The following is a 25,811-nucleotide window of genomic DNA, read 5'->3' as shown; positions in this document are numbered from 1 at the left end:
ATAATTATCTGTCTCGCCCATCTCTGCTTCCTAAATATTAGACCTGAATCCTTACCCGAAAAAATGAATATACGCATGACTAAATCAATGAAAGAGGAAGTGCAGAAGCAAGATGATCCTCCAAAGTTTTGCAGGGAAGCTATTCAGAAAGCATTAGATGAGAAGAAAGGTAAATAACCCAAAGTTATTAAAATATTACTTGATGACAGCATTAAAGGATGTTTAAAATCGTCGCCTGACCATTGAAGATATTTAGGATGGCTCCTCCTACCTTTTGCTGCATTCCAGGAGAATCAATTGACCACCCTAAAGCATAATTATTATCATTCCTTTGAATAGCTATTAGAAAAGGAGTTTGAGAATTAAAAATCGTAAATCTGACACCTTGCCAAATAGGCATCGATCCGGGAACACTATAGTTTCTGGAATATGAAGTTGTAAGGAAGCTTGCGTTACGTATATTCAGATATTGCTCTAAACCTTCTATAATATCCGAACTTTTTGAACAAATCTTAAGTAGTTTGTCTATATGTAGGCGTACTATGTAGTATTGGGCTGTGGTTATAGATTTATTTGATATATACGCATTTAACGTTATTGGTTTTGAAAACTCTTTATTCTCTTCAAATTCAAGTCCAATGGGGTCTTTTTCAAGAAACAATTGTAGTGACAAGTCAGGAGAATCACCGCGATTCGCAACATCACGAACTTCATATTCTTCCATAGGAATAGATTGATAATTATACCTTTTGTAAAAAATATGATCTTCTGCCATGTGTGGAGCGCGATTACTTTGTGGAATACTCACTACATAAATAACCTTTCCAGGATTACTTTGATGAAGCTCAATTTGTTTAATTCTAATACCATCAATGCGACGTTGAATGGATGAATTTATAACTTGTTCCAACCACTCTCTTGTAACCTCTGCTGGGTCGTAACCTGCATCGATTTCTATTGGAATATGATTACTCTCAAGCACCCCATATACTATGATGCCTCCTGCTGAATTAGCGAATGCAGAAACATCCTTGCTTAAATCTTTTTTTCGCTTAGGATTATTTTTATCTAATGACTCGCATCCTTTTTAATCGAGCGTAAGACTTTCTTGCACTCTATTCTGAATTAGTAAAATAATATCCTCTTCTTCCCAATTCCAGGGGTTTTTCATACTAGTATTTAACCTTGTTTGGAGATTGAAAGTTCATCCTCAAAGTCTAACGAGTTAGGCAGTTAAACTACAACATCGAAATTTAAAATATCTTTTGGCAAAATGATAATCTTGCTGCATTGATAAAGCATCGGGCTGATAGATTGCGATCGCATTACCTACATTTGATTATGTAACAAAATCAAAATTGACTTTCAATGACTAGATGGCTTGTGCAACTAGCTAATTAGTAATTTTGTACTAAACTGCGTTTTAGGTTGTTGAATAAGTTGTTAGATAACTTTATGCAAGAAGAACAGTAACAAGACTTAGAGTATTACTTGGAGTAACTTGAGGATATAAGATAGAGGTGAATTTACGCTCTCACTCTTGAGCATTTGTTGAGCAAAAATGCTCAGTATGAAAATATACAAACTGTTCATACTCAAATGCTGAAAACAGGGTAAATGAGCATTAGATGAGCATTTTTTAGAAACTGAAGGCTGAAAGTATTGATTTGTCAATTATTTTTGCATTGAGGGAAAATAACTCTAGTGATGCCCATCAATCGTATAAATGCTTAACCACTAAGAAAAAAGCGGGTTGGGCAAATAGAGCTTGATTGTTGGTGCGTGTTTTCCCCAAATTTTAAAATGAAAAATTTGTGGCTTTCAGGAAATTGTAATTTAGGTTCGGGAATCTATGTTGACTAACTCGCAAATACCAACTGTAGAAGCAGAATCATCCAAGTCTTTGCCAGCAGCTGATGCTCAGACTAGGGTCAGTCAGTTTATGAAACAACTGCAAGAGGAAATTACTGAATCATTGGCAAAACTAGATGGTGTGGCTAAGTTTCATGAAGATAGTTGGGAACGCCCAGAAGGAGGTGGAGGGCGATCGCGCGTGCTGCGAGATGGTGCAATATTTGAACAAGCAGGTGTAAACTTTTCTGAAGTTCAGGGTTCCCATTTGCCACCCTCAATTTTAACCCAACGCCCTGAAGCCGCAGGGCATGGCTTTTATGCCACAGGCACTTCAATGGTATTACATCCTCGCAATCCTTATGTGCCCACGGTTCATCTCAATTATCGCTACTTTGAAGCGGGGCCAGTGTGGTGGTTTGGTGGTGGTATTGACTTGACACCTTATTACCCCTTTGCAGAAGATGCGGCACATTTACACAAAACATTAAAGCAGGCTTGCGACCAACACCACCCAGAGTATTACCCAGTGTTTAAGAAGTGGTGTGATGAATATTTCTACCTGAAGCATCGTGATGAGACACGGGGTGTCGGTGGTCTATTTTTTGATTACCAAGATGGCCAGGGTGCTTTATACCGCGGCCCAAATCCCAATGGGGAAGCGGCTATTTATAGCAACCAGGTGGGAACACCAGCAACCCGCAATTGGGAAGATTTGTTTGGCTTTGTAGAAGGCTGTGGCAGAGCATTTTTACCAGCTTACGTACCGATTGTAGAACGGCGACATGGGATAGAGTATGGCGATCGCCAACGGAATTTTCAACTCTACCGCCGAGGACGATATGTAGAATTTAACTTGGTTTATGACAGAGGTACTATTTTTGGTCTGCAAACCAACGGACGCACCGAATCAATTCTCATGTCCCTACCACCTTTAGTACGCTGGGAATACGGCTATCAACCAGAACCCAATTCCCCCGAAGCCGAGTTGTATGAAACCTTCCTTAAACCTCAAGATTGGATCAACTGGACACCAAAGTAGTGCTGAGTGCTGAGTTAGGAGTGCTGAGGTAGGAGTCAAGAGTTATAAGAAAGCGATCTTCCCTTACTCCCTGATTTCCCTTATCTCCCCACTCCCTACTCCCCACTATTTTGGTGAGTTAAACTATTAAAGTTAAGCACCTAGCCGAAACAGGTGACAAATTTAGCTATAGCTTGTTAATCTCAAGTGACAGCATTAGAAAATTCTGTCACCAGTTAATCTTACAAAGGAATGCCACGGGGAGGGCTTTAGTGATTCATATAGACCAAAAAACTTATACAACCCAAGACGGAAACACTGTTATCGTCTTGACACCATCAGGCCGTCTGGATATCACCACTGCTTGGCAATTTCGTCTGAAGTTACAGGAGTGTATTTCCAAACTCAGTCGCCATGTAGTTGTAAATCTGGCTCAGGTTAATTTTATTGATAGTTCTGGCCTCACGTCTTTGGTAGCTGGAATGCGTGATGCTGATAAAGTCAAGGGCAGTTTCCGCATCTGTAATGTACATCCAGAAGCCAAACTCGTGTTTGAAGTGACGATGATGGATACTGTTTTTGAAATCTTTGAAACAGAAGAGGAAGCTTTAGAAGGTGTACCGCGTAGCATTGCTAGCTAAAAAAGAGTTAGAAGTACAAACGCGATTAATCGCGTCTGTACAGGAGTTAATTCAAAATTCATAACTCATAACTCATAACTTTATCTTATTTAATACTGATTTCGCTTGGTGTAGCGATAAGGTCCCATAATCGCTCCCCAGGTTGCTTTTCCAGTTGCGGGATCAATTCCTTTGTCGTAGCTGTGAAATTCTGTCGCTGTAGCTGCAAAACCTAAAGAAACATGGACGCTATTGCCAAGATAAGTAAAGCTGCAACGAGTCTCTGGTAGCGGTGTAGTAGCAAACTTATAGCGATCTGGGGCTAGTTTCTCTTGAATCACTGCTAGGATACAACCTGGTAGTAAATCTAATTTTTCGGGTGTGAGTGTGTTTAGTAGAGCAGGGTTATTACCTGCGCCTTTTAATGCACCTGGATCTTGAGGCATATAATATTGTACTTCCACAGTTGCGTCAGAGTCGCTGCTTTGACGCAACCGGATAATTCGTTGGCGGTAAGGTTGATCTAGGGTAATAACATTAGCCTGTTCGGCAAATAAGGTGATGCTATCTTCTGTGAATAAATTAACTGGTCTTTGCCACATGCACAGGTGGACATACCAAACTGGTTCTCCTATGGCTTGTTCTTGATTATCAAATTCACCAGCTAGGTACTCACCTAAAGCAATTAACTGTGGCGATAAGTTCATAAGTACAATAAATAAATCATCAAAGATAATAATTTTTAGCTATTTTTTAGGAGAAAAGGTCTTATTTGCTGTAGCTGCCAGCTTATAAAATACTTTTGATGTGTATATATTGTAAATGAAACCGTCACCCGCTAAAAGCTCAACTTGGCAAAGTAGCCTTTAAGCGAGAAAATAAAGATACGTCGCCCTTAACATTTCTTTTTTCTTTGTGAATAACGTCCGTACAGTCTCTGATACAAAGCGAACTTTCTATAATCTTCATACCCGTCCGATCAACACTATTTATCGTCGGGTAGTAGAAGAATTGATGGTGGAAATGCATCTGCTGTCAGTAAATATCGATTTTAGCTACAATCCAATTTATGCCTTGGGTGTCGTCACTACTTTTGACCGCTTCATGGAAGGCTATCAACCAGAACGGGATCAAGAATCAATTTTTAACGCCTTATGTCAGGCTATAGAACAAGAACCGCAACAATATCGACAGGATGCCCAGAGATTGCAAGCTGTAGCTAAAGGTTTGCCAGTTAAAGATTTAATTGCGTGGCTGGGCCAAACTACTTACTTAGATAGAGATGCTGACTTACAAGCAAACCTACAAGCGATCGCTAACAATCCTAACTTTAAATACAACCGTTTGTTCGCAATTGGTGTATTTTCGTTATTAGAACAGTCAGATCCCGAATTAGTCAAAGACGAAAAGCAACTCACTGAGGCGCTAAAAGCGATCGCTGCTGGCTTGCACCTCTCTGATGACAAACTCAACAAGGATTTGGAATTATATCGTTCTAACCTAGACAAAATGGCGCAAGCGCTAGTGGTGATGGCAGATATCCTCTCAGCCGATCGCAAAAAACGCGAGCAACGTAAACAACAATCAACTACCCCAGTTGCTCCCCCAAGTTCCAACGAATAGTTACAATTTGGCAGTGATGAATTAGGAGTTATGAGTGAAGAATTGTTAATAACTCCTAACTCCTAACTTTTAGCTTTAGACACCCAATATTTTGTAGATTAAGCTGTTAATTATAGTCAGCGTAAATGCCCCAATAACAGCACTCCAAATCCCGTAACGCAAGCGAAAGCCCTCTACTAACCAAGCAGCAATACTAAAACAAACCACGGCAATCATAAATGTGAAAATGCCAGATAATAAGTCCAATGTTAGTAGATTTGGTACTGCAAAAATGAGGCTTAAAATCGGTCTAACTATTGCCGTCACGATACCAAGCACTGCGGCAGAAAGAAACGCTTTACCAGGAGTATCAATTTCAACTCCCAAAGGCAACTTACTAATTATCAACAAGCTGATAGCTGTTACGACCCAAACAATTAAAAGCGTCACGATATTCATGCCACAACCCCTGATATTAATTAGTAATTTGTAATTAGAACAGATTGAAAAACGCTTGATATAAGCGCTTTTCAATCTGTTAACCTATTTGGACATCCTTTCCCAATTTGGTATGAAATGTGGATGGTAATTGGTGATGAATTGCTCAGTCTATAGGTGTAAAAATCTTTAAAGCTCAACCAATTATTTGTAAATTAGCAGTTTTTTTTTATTTAGCTGAGATTTGTTATAGATATCTTTAGGTTTGGGAAAAGGCTTGAAGGGGGAATGGGGAGTCATGAGTGGGGGACAAGGGAGACAAGGAGAATAACCCATGCCCAATGCCCCTTACCCCTTATCCCCAGAGGGGACCCCACCATCCCCAATTCCCCATTCCCCTATCTCATCTTTTAAGAGGAGGTTGGGTTTGTTTGGGTGCTACAGGCGCTTGAGGCGCTGGTGAGTTAGGAACCACGGGAGAAATACCAGGATTAATAGGATTGATGCCTTGCCCAGTTGCAGGCTGAGTGATGCTAGGAAAGGGTACAGAATTAGGTGCTAAGGGGAATTTTGGGGTAATATTTCCTTCGGGATTGATGCCTGGAATTGGTGCTGCACCAGGATTGATTGGGAAAGAGGGGACAGTAGGCTGGTTAGGCGAGTTTATGGATGGTTGAGATGGGCCAGGAATAATTCCCAAAGAAACGCTATCGCCCCCTACTTGTCGTAGCAAATCCAATGTCTCAATCACATCATTGTAAGTTGCTGTGCGCGAAGCATTCAGCACGACAACGGCATTAGGGTTTGCTTGGAGATACTGTTTTAAACTCTGTCTCAAATCCTCTCGTTTTACAGGCTGTTTTTCTATGTAAGTATTGCCCACAGCATCGATAGTTACAATCAGACTTCCACTCTGTGATGTTATTCCAGAGATTGAACTAGGGCTGGCTTTAGGCAAATCAACATTTATTGCCTGTTGCCGTGTAAATTGTAAAGCCGCTAATAAAAAAAATGTCAGAATACAAAAAACGACATCAATTAAAGGGATGATTTGAATTTGGACTTCTTCAATTGGAGTATGTAGATTAACTTTCATGTCTCACTCTCAAGCCTGGTTTAGGGGTTGAATTATTAATTATTAATTAGGTGTATTTGGGGGTTCAGGAGGTTCAGAAACTTTAGTCTTTCCTGGCTTGCGGGGTGAAGTGAAATTTTCTGGCACAATTGCTGATGTCCTATTGCTAAAGTCAGGAGGAGACTGGCGATAGAGCAATTCCATCTCATTCCCTGCCTTGCGAAAAACTTTGACTTGGTTGACTACAAAACTTTGAAATAGGCGGTAAAATACCAAACTAATGATGGCAACTATTAGCCCACTTGCCGTACTAATTAAGGATTCACCAATACCAGTAGTCACGCCAGCGGTAGATTCAGTTCCCAAATCGCCAATCCGAATTGAGCGCAGAGAGTGAATTAAACCCAAAACTGTACCCAACAATCCTAGCAACGGCGCTAGGGCAATCACAGCTTCTAAAAGTTTTTCACCCCGCCGCATCCCAGCTAATTCGTCTTCTGCTGTAGCCTCCAGTGCTAGTCGAAAAGTTTCCGCATCACTTTTCGCAAAACGTAGAGGGGCATAGAGAAAACGCCCGATAGGCTGATGACTTGCTTGTCTTGCCATGTCCGCAGCTACTTCCCAATTATCCTGGGCAGCATCCAAGATGCGATCGACTATTTGCTTTTCCTGAGTCAAAATTCGCAACCAGAACCACAAACGCTCAAAAATCACACTCAAAGCCAGAATCGATAGAACTAGCAATGGCCACATCGCTGGCCCACCCTTGTAAAATAAATCTAAAATATCCACTGTTTAAGTTTCCTCCCTCCACGACTAAAGCAAATGTGTTAAGCCATTTTAATTCTAGAGATTAATGCAAAATGAGGGACTTCCAAAATATAAATTTCTCGATAACCTAAAAAAAATAGTGTAAGCATGACGTATTTGACTGATACTGTTGTGCAAACTTGCTGCTGGATAGGCAATTGAATGATAAATCGGTAATTTTCGGCATACTTTTGCTAGACTTCCTTGTAATACCAATTTGAAAAAAGAAGGCAATACATAGATAAGACCCCACCCAACCGTCGCCAAAGCTTCAGGGAGGGTGCGCATCAGTGAAGATGGGATGTCTGGTCGCAAACATTTTTTGAATTGATATAACCTGAATCACCACAGGATATTTTCACGTAAAGGAGAAAAAATTTTGGCAGCAGTCCGAGTCCGCCAGCATGTTAATCCACTTGGTAAAAAGTATCAAACACCAGCAAGTCCCCAAAACTGGGAAAAAATTTATACAAGGCCAAATCAACCACTACATTTAGATATTGGCTGTGCAAAGGGACTGTTTTTGTTGAATATGTCCAAGATAGAACCTAACTGGAATTTTCTCGGCTTGGAAATTCGGGAACCGCTGGTGGTGGAGGCGAATAAATTACGTTCTGAATTAGGTTTAACAAACCTGCACTATTTATTTTGCAATGTGAATAACTCACTGCAATCACTTTTATCTTCCCTCCCTCCAGGAAGTTTACAACGCGTTACTATTCAATTTCCCGATCCTTGGTTTAAAACCCGCCACGCTAAACGTCGTGTAGTCCAACCAGAACTAGTGGCAGACTTAGCTAATTATCTTGCGGTTGGAGGATTGGTATTTCTGCAATCAGATATGGAATTTGTTGCTGTAGAAATGCGCGATCGCTTTGCAGCTAATTCAGCTTTTCAGAAAGTTGGTACAGAAGAATGGCTAGCCGAAAACCCGTTACCAGTCGCCACAGAAAGGGAAATAGGCACGCAAAAAAAGGGTGAGCCTGTTTATCGGGCTTTGTTTGAAAGAGTGAGAAGTACAGAATAGAGATGTTTATAATATCAACTCTATTCCCCAATTTTAAATTTGAAGTTTTATTGAGCAGCCTTATAAATATTTATTAATTTTACTTAAGTCTTACTTATTATATTTTTATTAAACATTGCCCAAGATTGGAAAATTTTTTGGGACATAAATGTTTTATTAAAGGTCAAAATTTTAATTAAATATTCTCTGATAATTGGTAAAAAAGTCTGCTGCTGAAGTGATTCATAGAGATATAAACTTTATTAATAAATAGTTAATGAAAACTTTCAATTTATTGTTTAGTGACATAAAAGGTTTATTTATGTCTACTTACAAATTTTCAAAACATAGTTAAATATATTATTGCCATGCTTAAATATATACAGGCTAGGTAATTACAGTACTTAATTATTAAGCCTATATCTAGTTATATCTTCAGAGGAAAAGCACAATGGAAAGGAATAAAAAAAATTCAGATTTTCAATTGGACATTAGCAATCTGATTGATAATGCTGTTAACAATGCACTAGCAAGACGCAACCCAAATCAGGATTTAGAAGATGCTTTGCTAACTCTGTCTAATGAAGAAATGGCAAACGTTGCAGGTGGTTTTGTAACGGTTACAAAATTCGATCCAATCATTGCAGGTGGTATTGGTGTGATAAAACCGATTAGTGATATTCCTGTGATAAAACCGATTATTTGTGGACTAATTGCACAAGACCAGAACTTGATCTCTTGATCTGAAAGCACAAGTCTTTGAAGTTACCAGTCAGTATTAAACTCTTGGACATTTAATTTGCCTATTTAGGTTGATGGAGAGCAGTCCGACCTAAAACTAGCTGTAAATCTCCATCAGCTTAAAAATACAATTCACTATAGGTTCAATTTATGGAAGACATCGCTACTGAAAAGACTACACTTTGCCCTAGTGCAAGACCAGAATGGCAGGACAGTGTTGTTTTCGGCGTCGTTGGTGGCACAGTCACAGAACCCCGCGTTGCTTATCTCAAGCAACCACAAGCTGTCACAGATGAACTGATAGCAAAAGCTAGTCCAGTAACACCCACTGAAATTTTTCGGACGGCTGCACCCTGTGCAACTAAGGGTTGTCAACATTTTGATGGTAAAGATTGTCGTCTGGCAATGCGAGTTGTAGAAAATTTGCCAAAGGTAGTAGAGGAACTACCACCTTGTTCCATACGCCGAGATTGCCGATGGTGGGAGCAAGAAGGCAAGGCAGCTTGTATGCGTTGTCCACAAGTTATTACAGATAATTACAATCCCTCTGAATTATTACTTAAAGTGGCGACACCGACTGTTAGCTAAGCCAAAGCTACAAAGTTTATTAAAGTAATGTAATTTAAGGAGAATATCATGTCAATGAACATTCATCAGAAATATCTCACAAGTCAAATTGAAATTACGAACTTGATTGAAGAAGCTGTTGTGAATGCATCAGCAAGACGAAAACAAGGTTTAGATGCACAAGAACCGCTATCAGAATTGTCTGAAGAAGAACAGAAAAACATTACAGGTAGTGGAGTAGCAACAGATGTGAGAGATGCGATAATTTTATTAGGCGGCTATCTACTGGGTTAGTACTGCTAGGCGTAATTTGTAATTTCTATACCGCAGACATTTGATTAATTTGGAATGGATGGTTTATTTCCAATGTGCGGTACTAGTTTTAATAATCCTTGCAAAACAGCCTGTGGTAGTAACTCAACTACCACAGTTTTCTCTACCTCAAAATTGTTTGATACATTAAAAAGTTATGACATTTCTCTTAAACTCTCATAATGTTGTTAATTATTTAGTTGAGCAAACGTTATCTAATCAGTCACAAAAACCACCGATTAAGGTAGAAGCAGTTGCAGCTAAAAACTTTAATTTATTAGTTACTTTAGCAAATGATAGAAAGCTTCTTGTTAAACAAGAACGACACAATCAGGAAGGGAAAGCGGCTGGTGAATTTTTAAGTGAGTGGCGAATTCAAGAGTTTTTACAAAGATTTCCAAACCTTGACAACTACCGCTCATTTTTACCAGAGGTACTGCATTTTGATGCCGATAATTCGATTATTGTCTTTAGATATCTAGATGATTATCGGGATTTAATGGATTTCTACACCAAGGAAAATAGCTTTCCTACAGAAATCGCTACGGCAATTGGTAATATTTTAGGGACTATCCATCGTGATACTTACAACCGCCAAGAATATCAGGAATTCTTTTCTAAAAATTCAGATAATTTAATGGCTGATCAAGTATTACATTTAGTTCGGAGATTGGAACGGGTTGAGCCGGAAATTTTTGGTCTAGTTCCTGGCGAGGGGTTAAAGTTTTTTGCTCTATATCAACGTTATGATAGCTTGGGGCAGGCGATCGCTGAATTGGGTAATGCTGTAACACCCTCTTGTCTCACTCACAATGATTTGAAACTAAATAATATTCTTCTGTACAAAGATTGGCAGAATTCCAGTAACAATATTGTCCGGCTAATTGATTGGGAACGCTCGACTTGGGGAGATCCAGCTTTTGATTTGGGAACACTTCTTGGCAGCTATGTACAAATCTGGCTTGCTAGCTTGGTTATCAGTAATTCTTTGAGTATTGACGAATCTCTACGCTTGGCAATAACACCTTTAGAACTACTTCAGCTTTCAATTAGTACATTAACCAAAGCTTATTTAAACACTTTTCCAGAAATTTTAGAACACCGCCCTGATTTCTTGCAGCGGGTGGTGCAATTTACTGGTTTTGCTTTGATTCAACAGATTCAGGCAATGATTCAATATCAAAAGTCTTTTGGCAATATGGGGATTGCTATGCTTCAGGTTGCTAAGACGTTATTAAGCCGTCCTGTACAATCGATGCCAACAATTTTTGGTGCTGCTGTTGAATTAACTCACCTGAGTAGTTCTGCTGTTTAAATCATTTTGTTATTACTAAAGTAGTTATGCAATTATTAAATTATCCTCAAACTCAGCTAGAGACTAGTTTAACTGGGCAATTACTGGAAGTTCTGCAAGATATTGTTCAAAAAATTGAGATAAAATCTGATTTCTCCATCCACCATCCAGATTACAAACCTTTGGAATTACCATCTGAGGCAGTTGAACGTTTTCAGAAGATGCCAACTCAGATGCAACAGAAATATCTGAGTCTACAATTGCGGAGTTTTCTTTACGGTATCTATTACAACGGTTCTATGCAAAGTACGTTGGCATTAGATGGGGAGGGAAATGGTTTGCCCTTAGATTTGGAGAATAATACTCTTTTAGGGGTAGATGTGGGGTTTTATAAGCGATTGCATGAAAGTAATTTTGGAGAAGGCTACTTTGACCCTGGTTGGTCTGTTTTGAGAGAAGAAAGTGATGGCAGTTTAGCAGTGACTAAAGGCGGTTTGAGGCTGCATATTGAACGGAATAAGCATCTTCAACCTACTGAAGTGGCAGCTGTGGTAGGTGATTCTGTGGCTATCCAGATGCCTAAGAATCGAGTACAAAATGGCTTTTACATGGCTGTTGGCAATGCAGGCTTCAGTCGTATTGAAGATGTGAAAATTCAGCCTGTAACTGTACGAATTTATATCAATGTAACTCCTGAAGGTGCTGTGGCAGTGATGGGTAGTTTAACACAAGGACTGAATGAGTTAGCAATTCCTTTCAGTTTCAAACTTTTGTATAACCCCAAAGAATACCAACGCTACGATTCAGGGGTGCTTTACTTTGATAAGAGAGACTATGAAGTTGTTAGGCAAGTCTTAAAAACTGTTTATCAAAAACACCAATTGCATTTTAAGTCAGAAATTCCTTTATTTACCAAACAACTAGCACTAGGGTTGGGGTTGGCAGAAGAACCAGACCAAAAATTTGCTGTTCAAGAAAGTTTTGGCATGAATCGCTGTCAGATTGTAGCAAATGGGTTGTTAACAGCTTGGTATCAAGAAGATAACTCAACTGAAGGGCGAATACAGGCTATCCGTGAACAATTTTCTTCTTTGGGAATCGAATTGCATCGTTCATATCTTAATGCCAACTCTGAAGATATTTATTAGTAGTTCCATTGGTTAAGGGGAATAAACTGATTGGCTAGGCTATAGTCCGATGCTTCGATGTTGGCGATGGACTTAACGACACTCAGGTAGCTCATGCTCTTTGATGGGTCAGAGTGCTGGTATACTGCTAAAATACCGGGATGATTTGGGTTTACTTTGTGGAGAGTCTGGAAGTCATCACAGTTACGGGTTAGTAACACACGCTCTTCATGTCTTGCATAGTCAAGTACAACTGAGTCAGGCTTGCTCATCAAACCCGCTTCGTTGACTGTTATAACATCATGACCAGCACTCCGTAAGAAATTAACTAAACGTTTTGCCTGGGAGTCTTCATCAATGAGTAGTTTTAGGCTCAAGGGAGACTCCTTGTTGTTCGAGGCGATAACGCTCCTCTTCTGCTTCCAGTTTCAAAAGTTCTTGGTGACTTTCGCAATAGTGAATAGCCTCCTCGATCGCAGCAAGAGGAAGGTTCCAATTGTCTGCTGCCTCTTCTATTGACATCTGGTTAGCAATCATATCCTGCCATACAGTCGAGGCAAGTAGTTTTCGCCCTTTAATGTAAAGTTGCCGCCGCCAGGGGTGAGGGCGTTCCACCAGATACAGCCAGTCGCCTATTTGTGGAGATTCAAGTTCTGGGATAAGTAAACGAACTTGCCCTTCTCTTGTGTGGAGAAATAGTTGAGTGCCGGGACGCATGTGGCGCTTGAGAGTAACCATTAGGTCGATGGAACGCAGGATTGTTTCTTTGGTATTAGGTGCTGCGATCGCATCACGTAGCCAGTTGAGCTTTGCTTCTTGTTCTGGAGTAATGTTGAAGTTCTGCCGCTTGGTTTCTACCGTTTCTGGATTAGATGATATCGGCGTGGTCATGTTACCTCATAACTAGGAATTAGCTTGGTAAGTACAATATGAGTATATCAGACTCATAAAAACTCTTTACCAACGAGGCTCCTCATGTCCAGAGCAAGACTCCCGATTGAGTATTTCTTACCGCCCCGCCCTCCGAAAGAAACCTTGCTTACCATATATAACTTGCTTTCTGAAGACCCGGAGTCAGCTGGTTTGCCTGACGAATAGCATCTGTGGCAATATTTTTAACTTTTAACCAATATATAATTGCATTAATTTTGGCACTTTTTCTAATTAATAAAACATTGAAATAATAGAGTAAAGAACAGATTATGGTAATTGGAGGAAGCAATTCAAAGTCTAATCCCAACCAAAAAAATTTTAATTAGGAGTACATTTCAAAATGGCTAAAATCACAATCTCTGACCTGCGTCCTGCTGGCGCTGAACTAATCTGTGACTCTAAAAGCTTTATAAATGAGCTAACAGACGAGGATATGAATGGGACTCACGGCGGTCTGGGACTTATCTGGATAATCTTATTCCTAACCGCGACCCCCGCCTATTAAAGACTTGTAGCACATTAATTGATGCTACCAATCCTGCTTGCGGGAGCAGATTTAAGAGCGGCTGTGGAAAGCGATCGCCCAGTTTGCAGCACGTCTCACCTGAGTTCGACAGACTGTAGCGGATAGCATGGAGTTTGCTTCTACCGTCAGAATGAAATAGCTCTAAATTTTTATTGTTCAGTCTAAGAGGATTCTTGGGCTGATTTTTTATTGGTTTTTCTAATTTGTAGAAATGAAGTAAGCAATGAAGAAATGAAAAGGACATAAATATTTTATATATTTCATGATCAAGTCGGTGATTGATACCAAATATATATAAATAAGCTTTATACTACTGTTAAAATAGGTTATATTTTCGCTTTAAAACAATAGATAATTGCACTAATTTTGGCACTTTTTCAATTAATAAAACATTGAATTACTACATTAAATAACAGATCATAGTAATGGAAGAAGGCAATTTAAAGTTTGATTCCAAACAAAACAACTTTACTTGGAGTTTTCAAATGGCTAAGATTACAATCTCAAATCTAACCCCATCCCTAGATGAGGAAAGCTTAATTATTGAACTCTCTTCTGAACAAAAAGCTTTTATCGCTGGTGGGGGGGTTTTTGGAGCTCTTATAGGAGCAGTTGTGGGAGGTATAGTTGGATACTTCTTAGAGGATGTTACTGTCGCAGAGGGAGCTACAATTGGTGCAGGCGTAGGAGCTCTTGCTCCTTTTTAAGAAAAAAGGATTATTAATACCTCTTTAGTAGGAAGTACACATTCAAATTCAGCGTATTGTTTTAAGTTTTGGACTTTGGATAGTTTTGATTTTGTTCAAAGTTCAATGTAAGCATCCCCTTTTGGCAAACAAGCCCCAGAATAAATTCTGGGGCTACACGTCATTGTTAAGTTAATGCGGATGCAGCAAGTAGTAAAACCTGGATATTCCTGCTTTACCCTGTCGATTACCTATAATTTACACCCATCATCGCTTTCCAGTCGAGATTATCAGCTATGTCGTCAGGCTGTATTTAACGTTTCCTTACCAACTAAACTGAGTGCAACTGAAGATCGCCATCGCTAAGTGATGCATCAAAGATCCGAGTCTTGGTGTAAGTTGACTAGTATTATGGCTGTTCCTGCTTTGCTCTATTTCTAATTGGATGTCAAGAAAGTGAGAGTTATGCTTTAATATGGGCAACTAGCTTGCTTCAGGGAAGAGCAACATCAAGTTTAAGTTGATCAACTTGTTGCTTCAACCATGTAGAAAGCAAATCTAAGATTATCTTGGAGCGCAGTTTCTCATCTAATTGCTCTTGAACAATCTCATCAACTAAAACTAGATGTATCCCTTTAGAAGTCACAATCGGTTTAAGAATCTGTGGGGGCTTGGCAGCAAACACAGCAGCAGAAATTTCCGGCTTTATATCTTTGCGACGTACTATCCCCCGATATCCTCCTTTGCGACGTAATTCCGTATCCTGGATGTATTTGTGAGCAACATCATAAAAACTCATCTCACCTTCTTTAATCGCATAAAAGAGTTCTATCGCTAAGTCTTCATCATCCAGAACAACCTCATACATGACCACACCAGTATAATCTAGTTGATTTTCAAAGAAATAAGGTTCAACTTTATCTGCAAACAGATGAGCAGCTAACTTCCCAGAAATGACGGTGCTGTAGACAATTTCTTCATAATCATCTATAGAAAGACTATGTTTTTCCAACCACACCCAGGTATCATCAGCACTATTGAGTTTGTTCATTAACCGGATTTGGTCTGCTGCTTTCTGAAGTTCCTCAGTCTCTACTTTTATACCCGCCTCAGCAGCGGCATTTGCAATAACCTTGCGGGTAACAATTCCTTCAATGAACTCAGGAATTTTGCAAGATAGCTTGACTTGAGAAAGAATATCTTCGTTGGTAATAATGATAGTTTGTGACATGATATTTCTCCTAAGTAGATAGACGACATTAAATGTTTTTCGCTGAGAAGTGAGCTTTCCGCCCCCTTACCTTACTTGTAAGGTGGTTAGGTTTAGAAATGCATAATTACCGCGATCGCTCTACAATTTCACCCCCCCCTGCTGCAACTTTTTAAATGGGTCAAGCAGAAAATCAATAATCCGACGCTGGCGCACAATTACCTCAGCCGTTGCCGTATCCCCAGGATGCAAGGCAATACATTTATTAGCCGAGGGAATACAATTTTGTTTCAGGGCAATTTCCAAGTCATAAGCTGCTACCTTTCCATTAGGTGTTTCCACCTCTATGGTAGTAGGAGAAATATCTAACAATTCTCCTTCCAGCACGCCATAATCCTGAAACGGATAAGCATCAAACTTTAACTTGACTGGCAATCCTCTTCGCAAAGAACCACTCTCAGTTGTCGCCATTTGCGCCCGAATTATTAAAGGCGAACCTTGGGGCGCAATCTCCGCAATCATTGCTCCAGGCTGCACTACAGACCCAGCCCGTTGTATCGGTAACTGAAACACTCTACCATTGACGGTGGCTCTTAACTCTCGTTGTCCTAACTGAAACTTTAACGAGACAATTTGACTCTTACTTTGAGCAATTTCTGCCTGAAGCGTAGTAATTTCTGTATCCAAACTCTTCTGTTGTTCGTTGATTTTTAGCAAAGCTAACTTGCTGGAACGAGTTAAGGTCTGATAACTTCTTTCCTGTTCTTTCAGTCGCAATTGTGCCTGCTCAATATCTGCATTTGCTTGCCGAATAGTCCGCTCATAACTACTCTGTTGTTCTACTAAACGTAGTTTAGCCTGCTGAATATCTGACTGATTTTGTTCGTATAACTGTTGCTTGTCTTTAGCTATATCTTGCTTCTCCACAACATTAATTTCTGGAACAACTCCTGACTGCCAAAGACTGCGGTAGCGTTCAACTTCCCGCTCGGTACTTGCTAAACTACTGTCTACTAACTTGTTAGCAGTTTTATTATGCTCAAGAGTTTGTCGTGCCTGATTGACTTGAGCTAATTTTTCGTCTTTTTGTAAATCATAGGAATTTCTAAGAGCATTCATATTTTGTCGCGCTTGGTCAATTTGAGCCTGCTTTTCTAACTGTTGAGATTGATTTTGTTGCTGTTGAGTTGTCAAAGAGACAACTAACTGACTTTTAGATGAATTTAACTGAGAAAGTCGATTTAATTGTCCCTCCAACTTCTCCTGTGCCTGCCGCAAGTCCGCCTTAACTAATTCCGATTCCAACACCAATAAAGTCTGCCCCACTTTAACTGAATCACCTTCCTTTACCCGAATTTCAGCAACAGTACCTGCCACAGCAGCATCCAGCCTAACCGTCTTTCCCTTTGGCTCAAGTCGCCCTGTTGCCGTACCCGTTTCATCCACCTTAGATAGCATCGCCCAAGGTAAAATGATCGACACAAACACCACCAAAAAATACAGCAATCCCCTTGTCCAAACCTGGGGCAAGCTGTCAAGTAAATCCTTAGTTGCGTCAGCCCAATCATCAGTTGATCTAGCTGGTGTTTGCTCCCTTAAAATTTCCTCGCGCTGTTCTACCTCATAGATTTGGGTTTGAACTCTTCCGTTAAATGTGTTTGGCATGATTTTTCTTGAGATCAATTTTGGATTTTGGGAGTGGGGACAATACAGTTCGGTTAATATGTTTGGCTCTTGGAGATCCCCCCCAACCCCCTTAAAAAAGCTACCGTGTACGCACAAGTTGAATTTCTTCTTAAATCCCAAAGATTACCTACTTAATCGCAGTGATGGTTAGGGTGGGGTAAAACTAAAGCTAAAACCTTAGTAAATGAGGTTTCAGGTGAGGTTTTGAGAATTTATGCAATAAATATATTGATTTCGGATGGTCGTTTATTAAATTCGGGTGGTCGTTTATTGAATTCGGGTGGTCGTTTATTGAATTCGGGTGGTCATTTATTGAATTCGGGTGGTCGTTTATTGAATTCGGGTGGTCATTTATTGATTTCGGGTGGTCGTTTATTGAATTGGAGGTATCGTTCATTGAATTCAAGCAGTGGTTAGGGTGGGGTAAAACCCAGATTTTTGAACAACTTTAGACTTGTGTGTACACCGTAGCCTTAAAAAAGGGGGGCTTAGTCTCCTATTTACCTGTTTTTTAAAGGGGTCGCCGCAGGCGGAGGGATCAAGTCTTATCCGAACCGTATTGGGAGTGGGGAGACAAGAAAAGCTTCCTGCTTGTCCTCTTCTTTCACCCCGCAATATCCATCTGCTGATGATTGAGATAAAAATAATGTCCCCGCTTTGCCATCAACTCTTTGTGAGTCCCACTTTCAATCAACACGCCGCGATCAAGTACCAAAATCAAATCTGCATTCCGCACAGTTGAAAGGCGATGGGCGATTACTAAGGTGGTTCTGCCTTTGAGAATTGTGTTTAAATTCGTCTGAATAATTCTTTCTGACTCTGCATCCAGATGGGAAGTCGCCTCATCCAAAATCAACAGTTTGGGATTGCCTAACAACGCTTTTGCGATCGCAATTCTTTGTCGCTGTCCTCCAGACAACATCCCCCCTCCTTCACCAATCTGAGTTTCATAACCCATAGGTAACTTTTTAATAAACTCATCAGCACCCGCCAATCGCGCCGCCTCAATAATCTCTGCCAAAGTTGCCCCAGGATGTGCCAAGCTAATATTTTCCCGAATCGTTCCGCCAAACAAAAAGGTATCTTGGTCAACTACCCCAACCTGTTCGCGTAGAGAACGCAACGAAAGACTGCTAATATCCTGCTCATCAATCAACACTTTGCCATCTGTGGGGGGATATAACCCCAAAACCAGCTTAGAAATCGTGGTTTTCCCTGAACCACTCCGTCCCACTAGGGCAACCATTTGCCCGCTGTGTACTTCAAAACTAAGATTTTCCAAAACATTGATATCGCTTTCAGGGTGATAGCGAAATGTCACATTGTCAAAGCGAATGTTACCTTGAATAAGTGGTAAAGATTGCCGCGCCTGGTGCTGCAAATCCTCTTCTGGTTCCGCATCTAACACATCATTAATCCGTTCCACCGCAATCACCACTTCTTGCAATTGATTCCACAAAACTGTTAATCGTTGGAAGGGTCTAATAATATTTCCCAGCAACATATTAAATGCCACCAATTGCCCAATGGTTAACTGGTTGTGAATCACTTGGTACGCCCCAAACCACAGCAAGATGGTAGTTACCACTGCTTCAATTGTGTTGCTAAATATTTGCAGGCGATTGCTGATAATTTGCCCGGAAAAGTTAGTTTTTATCTCCTTACTTAATAACTCTTCCCAATGCCAACGCACCGTCTGTTCCACTGCTGTAGATTTAACTGTTCGCACACCAGAAAGGGCTTCAATCAGATAGCTACTTTCATTAGCAACAGCATTAAATATTTCTCTAGAAATCTTTTGTAAAAAAGGTGTGGCAATCAATGCTAGCAGGAAAAAAGGCGGTATAATCACCAACACCAGTAACGCCATTTTCCAGCTGTACCAAAACATCAATCCTAAATAGATAAAGACAGTGACTAAATCCAGCAGGATGGACAACGCCTCACCGGAGAGGAAGCGTTGAATTTTGCGGTTTTCTTGTACACGAGAGATAATATCCCCCACATAACGGGACTCAAAGTAACTCAAAGGTAGCCGCAGGGTATGGCGAATAAATCCCACAATCAGTGCTAAATCGAGCTTATTCGCCGTGTGGTCTAACAGATATTGCCGCAACCCCGTCATCGCCACACGGAATAAACTAAAAATCAGTAACCCTAACCCCACTGCCGTTAAGGTTAGTTCAGAACGCTGCACCACCACTCGGTCTAAAATTAACTGCGTGAATAAGGGAGTAACCAGTCCAAAAATCTGGATAAATAAGGAAGCAATAAACACTTCCAGCATCACTAAAGAGTGAGGCTTGATCAACTCAAAGAATTGCCAAAAGGGAGTTGTAGCCTCTTTGGCATCCTTCAACCAGGCTGTGGGTTGCAGTAGCAGTGTATAGCCAGTCCAGTAGGCTTTAAATTCCGCGTGGCTGAGGGTGCGTTGACCAATACCAGGATCTGCCACAATCACCTGTTTAGAAGTGATTTCATAGACAACGATGTAGTGCTTCCCCTCCCAGTGAGCGATCGCAGGCAATTTTTGCTTCGCCAATTGGTCAAGACTCGCTTTCACCGGTCGCGTAGCAAACCCAATACTTTCCGCCGCCGCCGATAACCCCCGCAGCGACGAGCCATTACGGTCAACATTGGCGATATCCCGCAGCCGATTTACACTAAAGTTTTTCCCCCAATAACGAGACACCATCACTAAACAAGCTGCACCGCAATCCGATCCACTCTGTTGGGCAAAAAACGGATAGCGCCGAATCACACGCTGTAATAAATGCCCGACTCGCTGTGTGGAGTTGGGAAAATAGGCTTTGCTAATCTTTTTCTGGCGTGACTCTACTGCTGGGGTTGACAAAACATTTGTTTCATGCAGGCGTTTTGAGTCAGATGGGGGATTATCTGAGTCCACCTGTTGAGGGTTACGAGATAGCGCCTTAGCCCACAAATGCTCCCGAATTTGGGGATATTTAGCCATCAATGGCCACAACACCTCACCCGGAACAAAGCACAGTTGCAAGTTTACTGAAGCCCTGGCAGCGTAAGGTTTAAAGTCACCCTGATTAAACAAGGTAAATTCTCCAAATGACTCACCTGCCTCTAAAGTGGCAATTAACTCATCGGCGCTATCTAGCAACCTGACCTTACCAGCGATCGCAATATAAATACCTACTTTGGCATCAGTTCCTTGCCAGAACTTGCCAACTTTCGGATTGATAAATTTAATTTGTTGAAGACAATGTTGAAATTCCTCTGTCGAAAGAGAATAACCCAGAGTATTGTTGAACTGTTGCAGAGTTACTAATTGAGCGGATATATCTTGCGCCATGAATATCTACATCTTTTCCTAATTTTGGAAAGTTAATAGGTAAAAATTCGGAATCATCGGGAACAGCTGCCGATTTGAGATCACCAATCAAAATTTTGGAACCCTGAGCCTGTTCAGCATTGCTGGGTTTTGGTAGTGTGGATAATCCCATCTGTTTGAGCAGTCGCTTGATATGGCGATCGCTCACCTCAATCCCCAATTCTTTCGCTAGATGTTTCCCAAGCCAGTTTGCTGTCCAGCGTCGAAAAGCATAGCCATGATCGCGGGGACTACTATTAATCAGTTCTTTCAAACGTTCTAAATATTCGTCATTCACAGCCTTCGGGCGACCAATGGGGCAATCTTGCCATTGATGCGCCATCCCAGTCCGAGCTATGTGCATCCAATGTCTTGCTGTTGCTGCACAACATCCCAAGGTTTGACAAATCGACCTTTGAGTTTTTCCCTCATCTGCCAACAACATGATTTCAATTCGTTGGCGGTAGGATTCAAGTAAACTTTTATGCAAATTTTCTAGTAGCAGTTTCCGCTGAAACGCTGTTAAATACTTACCAGTACATTCACTTAAGTAGTTAGTTTCCGGTTTGCCTTGGTAGTCAGACATAAACGTAAAATTGTTAGTTTTGTAAACGCATAAAAGCCTTGTGCTTGGGATATATTTTCTCAAGCACTCACAAACAAATTTATTTAGGGGCTAGTGATTACCCTAGTAGTGGACAATTTTTTATGTATTATATGTATTGTATGTCAGGTATATATCAAGCTACAAATCATATATGTGAATTCGGTAAATTAACCGTAAAACTTTTATGAAATGCTAGGCTAAATACGACAATTACTGTACATTTTCTTTACAAGTAAAATACTTTTGTAATTCAAAAGGATATATAGGACTCCATCGGTGAGAGGTTAAAATAATCTTACGTTTGGCAATTAAAAATTATGCTGAAAATTTAGAACAAGCAGAGGTATGAAGTTAACTCTTGTGCTGAACCAATGGAGTAAGAATAAAAGATACGTATCAAAATTACGCGTAGGCTAGCAAATACCGTAGGCATCGCCTGCTCAAAAATTGTGTTTTCAACCCCCATTTTAGCCCGATTATAGCGATATTTTAGGTACTATTGCTTATTGACTACAGCAGTTTAGGACAACCTTTCATTAGGGGTGTAAGGTGAAGTCCTTTGGATTGAAACCAAAGGACTTCACGGTTGCCCAACTTATAGCTGGGCTAAAGACTCATGCGGGTGGTTGGGGCTAGATATCCCCGCCCTACCACCATGCAACCCCCACACCCGCCCCAACGGGGCTTGGTAATAATCCGACCAGTGGTTATCCAAAAAGGTGCGATTGGAACTGACACTTTTAAAGATTTTGTTGAAACCGTCATCGGTGCTACCGGACAACTTAACAGTATTAAAACAGTGACCAGTGACCAAGCGTATGGTGGGGGATTTAAACCCGCCACCAACGCTTTCCACTCTTCCTTTTGTGGGGGACTTAAACCCAATTGATTTAACTGATAACTGGTAACTGGTAACTGATAACTGGTAACTGTTAATGCTACTTCTGACAGTAGAATGTATCAATAGTAGTTGATTAATCAAATCCAAGAGTTGAACCACATCCGCAATTTATAACTGTCAGGAGAGAGGGGTAAACCCAAATAAATGGGCATCCAGAAAATAAAAGCAGCCAGAATAATAAAAGTAATGGTGACACCTAGCGCCCGGAGTTGTTGATAATAACTGCAAAGACATCGATCCACAAACCAAGCGATCGCTAAAAATACAAACACCAATGCACACATATAGTGATAAATAAAAACGCACCTATTAACCTTCACCCAAGGTAATAAGTTAGCAGCATAATTGATAACTATATATAAAGCAATCCAAGTATCAACATTAGGAGTTGCTTTAAAAGAAAAACGCTTTTCCTTCACCCAAGGAATTAGGATTTGTGAAACCAGCATTCCTACTAAAAACAACATAGCAGCAACACCAAACCACCACAAAAATGGATTGCCCATTGCGTGGACATCATAAATAACTTTTCCAGCGCTGGCAGGCAAAGGCGGGTCCATCACAGGTAACGGATCGGTGATACTTTCAGCCGTTTGATAATAATATGCCATTGGTCGAGTCATCAAAGGCCATTTGTACCAGGCAGCACAGTAAGGATGCACATTAGGACTGTTGCCACCTAAATGTAAGTGAAACTTTAAAATCTGCTGATGTACTGCAATAAATCCATAAGTTTTATCTAGTTGAAGGTGAGGAATCCAGATGATGCTATAGATAAAAGCTGGGATAATTCCTAGATAAAACAGCATCTGAAAAATGTTGAGCTGAGTCAAGTTTTGTAGTGGTGTCTGAGATGAGGGGGATAAGAAAGATGAGAAAGATGAGGGAGAATAAGTACTAACCCCTGACTCCTGACTCCTGATTACTGCCTCCTGCCTCCTGCCTCCTGCCTCCTTCAATGAAGAGGATGTAAAAAAGAGTTTGAGGTTAGGAAAAGAATATGTTAAATGAATTACCCAAGCTGCTACCCAAATGAGATAAGCACCTGATAGGAACCATAAACCATTCCACTTAGTACCGACTGAGGCACCAAAACCAATGCCAGCAAAAACTAACCAAAAAGAACGTCGCCGATTTTGGTTATCTAATGCCAATAATAAAAACCAGTGCCCTAACAAACCAAAAATAACGATATAAATATTACTTAGAGCATACCGAGACTCAACTAAAAAAATACCATCACAAGTTGTGAATAATCCTGCAAGTATTGCAAAGGTACGACGATAACTTAACTGATAAGCGATCGCAGCCACAACTACAGGAATAAATGAGCCGGTGAGGGCATTTAACCAACGATAAGTCCAAGGCGATCGCAAAGAACCTGTCAATCCATTTACCGTATCGTGCCAAAAAGGAATGTGACTGCCAATCCAAATGCTGATGCCAATCATATATTGACTCAGCGGCGGATGAGCATTAAAAAATGGTGTACGCGTGAGATAATTATTACCGAATTTAGCAAAGTAAACTTCATCAAATACCAGAGTGTTGAATCGCTCCAATCCCCAAAACCGTAAGGCAAGTGACAGAATAAATACACTCACCATCCCAATTCGGAACCACTTTTTAGTCATTAGTCATTTGTCATTAGTCATTTGTCATTAGTCATTGGGCATGGGGCATTGGGGATTGGGGATTGGGCATGGGGAATAGGGGATGAGTCTTTGATACTCGCCGACGAGTCTTTGATACTCGTGAATGAGTCTTTAATACTCGCCGACGAGTCTTTGATACTCGTGAATGAGTCTTTAATACTCGCCGACGAGTCTTTGATACTCGTGAATGAGTCTTTAATACTCGCCGACGAGTCTTTGATACTCGTGAATGAGTCTTTGATACTCGCCGACGAGTCTTTGATACTCGTGAATGAGTCTTTGAACTCCACTCCTTTGCCCCCCTACCCTCTACTCAAGAACTGCTCCCCTGTTCTCCCTCCCCTCTTTAAGTGCATCTAGTTGAAACAGGAGTAACTCAATACCGTAATACTTGTTTGTAGTCCCTATTGGTTTCATACCCAGTCTTTGAGTTACACGGATTGAAGCATGATTTTCTGGCTTCACTACAGCATAAATCACTGGCAAGTTGAGGACACTAAACCCGTAGTTGAGCATAACTCGTCCTGCTTCTGTTGCATACCCTTTACCCCAAGAAGCTCGCCTCAAGTGCCAGCCTACTTCATAATCTGGAGTGGGTAAACCATCTTTGTCGGGCAATTGTAACAGAAGGATAGTTCCTACAATTGTTGTAGTTTCCTTTTCAACAATTGCCCAAGAACCAGTACCATTGTTGCGTTGGTGCATTCGCTCGATACCTTCGATCAAGCGCTGACGCTGTAACTCAATGCTTGCGGGGCGAGAAGTTTTACGGAGAAAGTGTGTAACTTCAGGATCACTGTACATTACAAAGGCTTGTTCGGCATCGCCTTCGGGTATCCAGCTGCGAATGATCAAGCGTTCGGTTTGCAAAAGATTTGTCATCTTGCTTTTGGCTAAAATAAATCGCCATTCTGCAAAATACTAAGATACTTATGGTTGAGCAGTCAAAAGTTATGTAGACAATTACACAAACAAAATATGGCGTTCGCTATGCTATGGGCAGTTATGCAGAAGTTTAACTACCGTTGGTTATGCAATCGCAAATTCTGAATCTTTCCGCAGTTCTTCAGATCGGAACCCTAACACAATCCGATCCTTTGTGATACCTGCCTTCACCAATTCTGTTGCTACCCCCTCTTCAGTGCCATCACGTTGAATCCAAATTTTGCCATCAATAATATCAATGTGAATCAGACAGCCGTGAACGCGACGAGTCACAGTAGGAGATAAATCATAGGCTGGTTCTCTTCCCAAAATCATCAACAAGTAACGGTCTTGTTCGCTGTCGAAAACTGTTTCAAATTGAATATTGCCAATGCTGAAAGGGATTGTTGTATGCTCAATCAGAATATTCCGAATTAATTGCCTGTACTGCTCCAAGGTATCCATCTGAAAATAACCTCTTGCTCTAGCTGAAATACAAGGATATGGACTTTGTAATCTTCTATCAAAAGTTTAGCAATTGGTTCATCAAAGATATCGGCGTATACTTCGTCACGAACAGCGAGATAGAGGACGCGTTCGGGATTGGTTCTGGTCATCACAGAGCGGTATGCAAGATATTGTCCCAGCGCGTGTTCAAGATCAGTCATGTCCGATACACTACGAAACGTTTTTATCTCAACGGCTATCCACTGTCCTTCCTTTTCAGCAGCAATCAAATTCTCTGCACCCAGGTCAACATACATATCCCTTTTTCCCCACTTCAGATCAAATGGATCGTCGGTAATCGTCCAGCCATCTTTAATCAGGGCATTTTTGACGTTCTCGTGGTAACGGTCTTTAACTGGCATAAATTAC

The 25,811-nt window shown here is 40.7% G+C and carries 27 protein-coding genes and 1 pseudogene; 13 read left to right on the top strand and 15 right to left on the bottom strand.

All coding sequences use genetic code 11. The features are described 5' to 3' along the window. Positions 1 to 211: 211 nt before the first annotated feature. A pseudogene (locus tag HWQ58_RS05920) lies at positions 212 to 1,045 on the bottom strand (ATP-binding protein); the annotation flags it as partial. Between the two features lie 807 nt (positions 1,046 to 1,852). Here HWQ58_RS05920 and hemF point away from each other — a divergent pair. Together hemF and HWQ58_RS05910 are read left to right on the top strand one after the other, a co-directional pair. Continuing rightward, the gene (gene hemF / locus HWQ58_RS05915) at positions 1,853 to 2,893 is read left to right on the top strand and encodes an oxygen-dependent coproporphyrinogen oxidase (protein ID WP_292859026.1); all 1,041 of its coding nucleotides are present in this window, start codon (positions 1,853 to 1,855) and stop codon (positions 2,891 to 2,893) included. A 251-nt stretch (positions 2,894 to 3,144) separates the two neighbouring features. Then, the gene (locus tag HWQ58_RS05910; RefSeq protein ID WP_094351701.1) at positions 3,145 to 3,513 is read left to right on the top strand and encodes an STAS domain-containing protein; all 369 of its coding nucleotides are present in this window, start codon (positions 3,145 to 3,147) and stop codon (positions 3,511 to 3,513) included. Between the two features lie 89 nt (positions 3,514 to 3,602). Here HWQ58_RS05910 and HWQ58_RS05905 read toward each other — a convergent pair whose 3' ends face one another. Beyond that, positions 3,603 to 4,199 carry a chromophore lyase CpcT/CpeT gene (locus HWQ58_RS05905; RefSeq protein ID WP_292859023.1) on the bottom strand — a complete coding sequence of 199 codons (597 nt, stop codon included), beginning with the start codon at positions 4,197 to 4,199 and terminating at the stop codon, positions 3,603 to 3,605. Positions 4,200 to 4,407: 208 nt separating this feature from the next. Between HWQ58_RS05905 and psb29 the strand changes: the two genes are divergently transcribed. After that, complete coding sequence (gene psb29 / locus HWQ58_RS05900) at positions 4,408 to 5,115, top strand: photosystem II biogenesis protein Psp29 (RefSeq protein ID WP_292859020.1); 708 nt, start codon at positions 4,408 to 4,410, stop codon at positions 5,113 to 5,115. A 75-nt stretch (positions 5,116 to 5,190) separates the two neighbouring features. On the opposite strand, the gene HWQ58_RS05895 is transcribed toward psb29, so the two are convergent. The 3 genes from HWQ58_RS05895 to HWQ58_RS05885 form a co-directional block, all read right to left on the bottom strand. Continuing rightward, positions 5,191 to 5,553, bottom strand: a complete 363-nt coding sequence (locus HWQ58_RS05895) for a phage holin family protein (RefSeq protein WP_289798955.1) — start codon at positions 5,551 to 5,553, stop codon at positions 5,191 to 5,193. Between the two features lie 382 nt (positions 5,554 to 5,935). Then, entirely contained in the window at positions 5,936 to 6,628 is a 693-nt protein-coding gene (locus tag HWQ58_RS05890) for a biopolymer transporter ExbD (protein ID WP_292859017.1), read from the bottom strand. Positions 6,629 to 6,670: 42 nt separating this feature from the next. Further along, positions 6,671 to 7,399, bottom strand: a complete 729-nt coding sequence (locus HWQ58_RS05885; protein WP_292859014.1) for a MotA/TolQ/ExbB proton channel family protein — start codon at positions 7,397 to 7,399, stop codon at positions 6,671 to 6,673. A 397-nt stretch (positions 7,400 to 7,796) separates the two neighbouring features. Here HWQ58_RS05885 and trmB point away from each other — a divergent pair, with 397 nt between their 5' ends. The 6 genes from trmB to HWQ58_RS05855 all read left to right on the top strand — a co-directional run bounded on the left by trmB (position 7,797) and on the right by HWQ58_RS05855 (position 12,485). Then, a complete protein-coding gene (gene trmB / locus HWQ58_RS05880; RefSeq protein WP_292859011.1) occupies positions 7,797 to 8,444 on the top strand; it encodes a tRNA (guanosine(46)-N7)-methyltransferase TrmB in 648 nt (215 codons plus the stop codon). A 430-nt stretch (positions 8,445 to 8,874) separates the two neighbouring features. Further along, positions 8,875 to 9,165 (top strand): hypothetical protein, encoded by a 291-nt coding sequence (locus HWQ58_RS05875; protein ID WP_292859008.1) that lies wholly within the window; start codon positions 8,875 to 8,877, stop codon positions 9,163 to 9,165. A 149-nt stretch (positions 9,166 to 9,314) separates the two neighbouring features. Then, entirely contained in the window at positions 9,315 to 9,752 is a 438-nt protein-coding gene (locus HWQ58_RS05870; RefSeq protein WP_292859005.1) for a nitrogen fixation protein, read from the top strand. A gap of 48 nt (positions 9,753 to 9,800) precedes the next feature. Next, positions 9,801 to 10,025, top strand: a complete 225-nt coding sequence (locus HWQ58_RS05865) for a hypothetical protein (RefSeq protein ID WP_292859003.1) — start codon at positions 9,801 to 9,803, stop codon at positions 10,023 to 10,025. Positions 10,026 to 10,200: 175 nt separating this feature from the next. Continuing rightward, entirely contained in the window at positions 10,201 to 11,358 is a 1,158-nt protein-coding gene (locus tag HWQ58_RS05860) for an aminoglycoside phosphotransferase family protein (protein WP_292859000.1), read from the top strand. 26 nt (positions 11,359 to 11,384) lie between these two features. Continuing rightward, positions 11,385 to 12,485: a T3SS effector HopA1 family protein gene (locus HWQ58_RS05855; protein ID WP_292858997.1), complete on the top strand. Its 1,101-nt coding sequence runs from the start codon at positions 11,385 to 11,387 to the stop codon at positions 12,483 to 12,485. On the opposite strand, the gene HWQ58_RS05850 is transcribed toward HWQ58_RS05855, so the two are convergent. Then, the gene (locus HWQ58_RS05850) at positions 12,482 to 12,841 is read right to left on the bottom strand and encodes a DUF5615 family PIN-like protein (RefSeq protein WP_292858994.1); all 360 of its coding nucleotides are present in this window, start codon (positions 12,839 to 12,841) and stop codon (positions 12,482 to 12,484) included. The two genes, HWQ58_RS05855 and HWQ58_RS05850, sit on opposite strands and share 4 nt — an antisense overlap. After that, entirely contained in the window at positions 12,819 to 13,355 is a 537-nt protein-coding gene (locus HWQ58_RS05845) for a hypothetical protein (protein WP_292858991.1), read from the bottom strand. The genes HWQ58_RS05850 and HWQ58_RS05845 overlap by 23 nt, the downstream gene beginning before the upstream one ends. Positions 13,356 to 13,439: 84 nt before the next feature. On the opposite strand from HWQ58_RS05845, the gene HWQ58_RS05840 reads away from it, so the two are divergent. The 3 genes from HWQ58_RS05840 (at position 13,440) to HWQ58_RS05830 (ending at position 14,975) form a co-directional block, all read left to right on the top strand. Next, a complete protein-coding gene (locus HWQ58_RS05840; protein WP_292859035.1) occupies positions 13,440 to 13,562 on the top strand; it encodes a hypothetical protein in 123 nt (40 codons plus the stop codon). A gap of 786 nt (positions 13,563 to 14,348) precedes the next feature. After that, a complete protein-coding gene (locus tag HWQ58_RS05835; protein ID WP_292858988.1) occupies positions 14,349 to 14,630 on the top strand; it encodes a hypothetical protein in 282 nt (93 codons plus the stop codon). 180 nt (positions 14,631 to 14,810) lie between these two features. Then, positions 14,811 to 14,975 (top strand): hypothetical protein, encoded by a 165-nt coding sequence (locus HWQ58_RS05830; RefSeq protein ID WP_292858986.1) that lies wholly within the window; start codon positions 14,811 to 14,813, stop codon positions 14,973 to 14,975. 127 nt (positions 14,976 to 15,102) lie between these two features. Here HWQ58_RS05830 and HWQ58_RS05825 read toward each other — a convergent pair whose 3' ends face one another. The 4 genes from HWQ58_RS05825 to HWQ58_RS05810 form a co-directional block, all read right to left on the bottom strand. Next, positions 15,103 to 15,840, bottom strand: coding sequence for a peptidylprolyl isomerase (locus HWQ58_RS05825; RefSeq protein WP_292858983.1), 738 nt, complete (start codon positions 15,838 to 15,840; stop codon positions 15,103 to 15,105). Positions 15,841 to 15,960: 120 nt separating this feature from the next. Further along, complete coding sequence (locus HWQ58_RS05820; RefSeq protein ID WP_292858981.1) at positions 15,961 to 17,484, bottom strand: HlyD family efflux transporter periplasmic adaptor subunit; 1,524 nt, start codon at positions 17,482 to 17,484, stop codon at positions 15,961 to 15,963. Between the two features lie 625 nt (positions 17,485 to 18,109). After that, positions 18,110 to 20,830 (bottom strand): peptidase domain-containing ABC transporter, encoded by a 2,721-nt coding sequence (locus HWQ58_RS05815; protein ID WP_292858979.1) that lies wholly within the window; start codon positions 20,828 to 20,830, stop codon positions 18,110 to 18,112. Further along, the gene (locus tag HWQ58_RS05810) at positions 20,724 to 21,434 is read right to left on the bottom strand and encodes a helix-turn-helix domain-containing protein (RefSeq protein ID WP_292858977.1); all 711 of its coding nucleotides are present in this window, start codon (positions 21,432 to 21,434) and stop codon (positions 20,724 to 20,726) included. Before HWQ58_RS05810 ends, HWQ58_RS05815 begins: the two co-directional genes overlap by 107 nt. Positions 21,435 to 22,071: 637 nt before the next feature. Here HWQ58_RS05810 and HWQ58_RS05805 point away from each other — a divergent pair. Further along, positions 22,072 to 22,344 (top strand): hypothetical protein, encoded by a 273-nt coding sequence (locus HWQ58_RS05805; RefSeq protein ID WP_292858975.1) that lies wholly within the window; start codon positions 22,072 to 22,074, stop codon positions 22,342 to 22,344. 89 nt (positions 22,345 to 22,433) lie between these two features. Here the strand turns inward: HWQ58_RS05805 and HWQ58_RS05800 are convergent, their stop codons facing one another. From HWQ58_RS05800 to HWQ58_RS05785, 4 genes are all read right to left on the bottom strand, one after another. Further along, positions 22,434 to 23,990 (bottom strand): phospholipid carrier-dependent glycosyltransferase, encoded by a 1,557-nt coding sequence (locus HWQ58_RS05800; RefSeq protein WP_292858973.1) that lies wholly within the window; start codon positions 23,988 to 23,990, stop codon positions 22,434 to 22,436. A 330-nt stretch (positions 23,991 to 24,320) separates the two neighbouring features. Continuing rightward, a complete protein-coding gene (locus HWQ58_RS05795) occupies positions 24,321 to 24,893 on the bottom strand; it encodes a GNAT family N-acetyltransferase (RefSeq protein ID WP_292858970.1) in 573 nt (190 codons plus the stop codon). 147 nt (positions 24,894 to 25,040) lie between these two features. Beyond that, on the bottom strand, positions 25,041 to 25,400 hold the full coding sequence (locus HWQ58_RS05790; RefSeq protein ID WP_292858967.1) for a XisI protein: 360 nt from the start codon (positions 25,398 to 25,400) through the stop codon (positions 25,041 to 25,043). Beyond that, positions 25,370 to 25,804, bottom strand: coding sequence for an element excision factor XisH family protein (locus HWQ58_RS05785; protein ID WP_292858964.1), 435 nt, complete (start codon positions 25,802 to 25,804; stop codon positions 25,370 to 25,372). The genes HWQ58_RS05790 and HWQ58_RS05785 overlap by 31 nt, the downstream gene beginning before the upstream one ends. Positions 25,805 to 25,811 lie beyond the last annotated feature (7 nt).

The organism is Nostoc sp. LPT, assembly GCF_017115165.1.
Lineage (GTDB): Bacteria > Cyanobacteriota > Cyanobacteriia > Cyanobacteriales > Nostocaceae > Nostoc.
The sequence above is the reverse complement of the archived record's forward strand: the minus strand, read 5'-3'. Positions and strand labels throughout refer to the sequence as shown.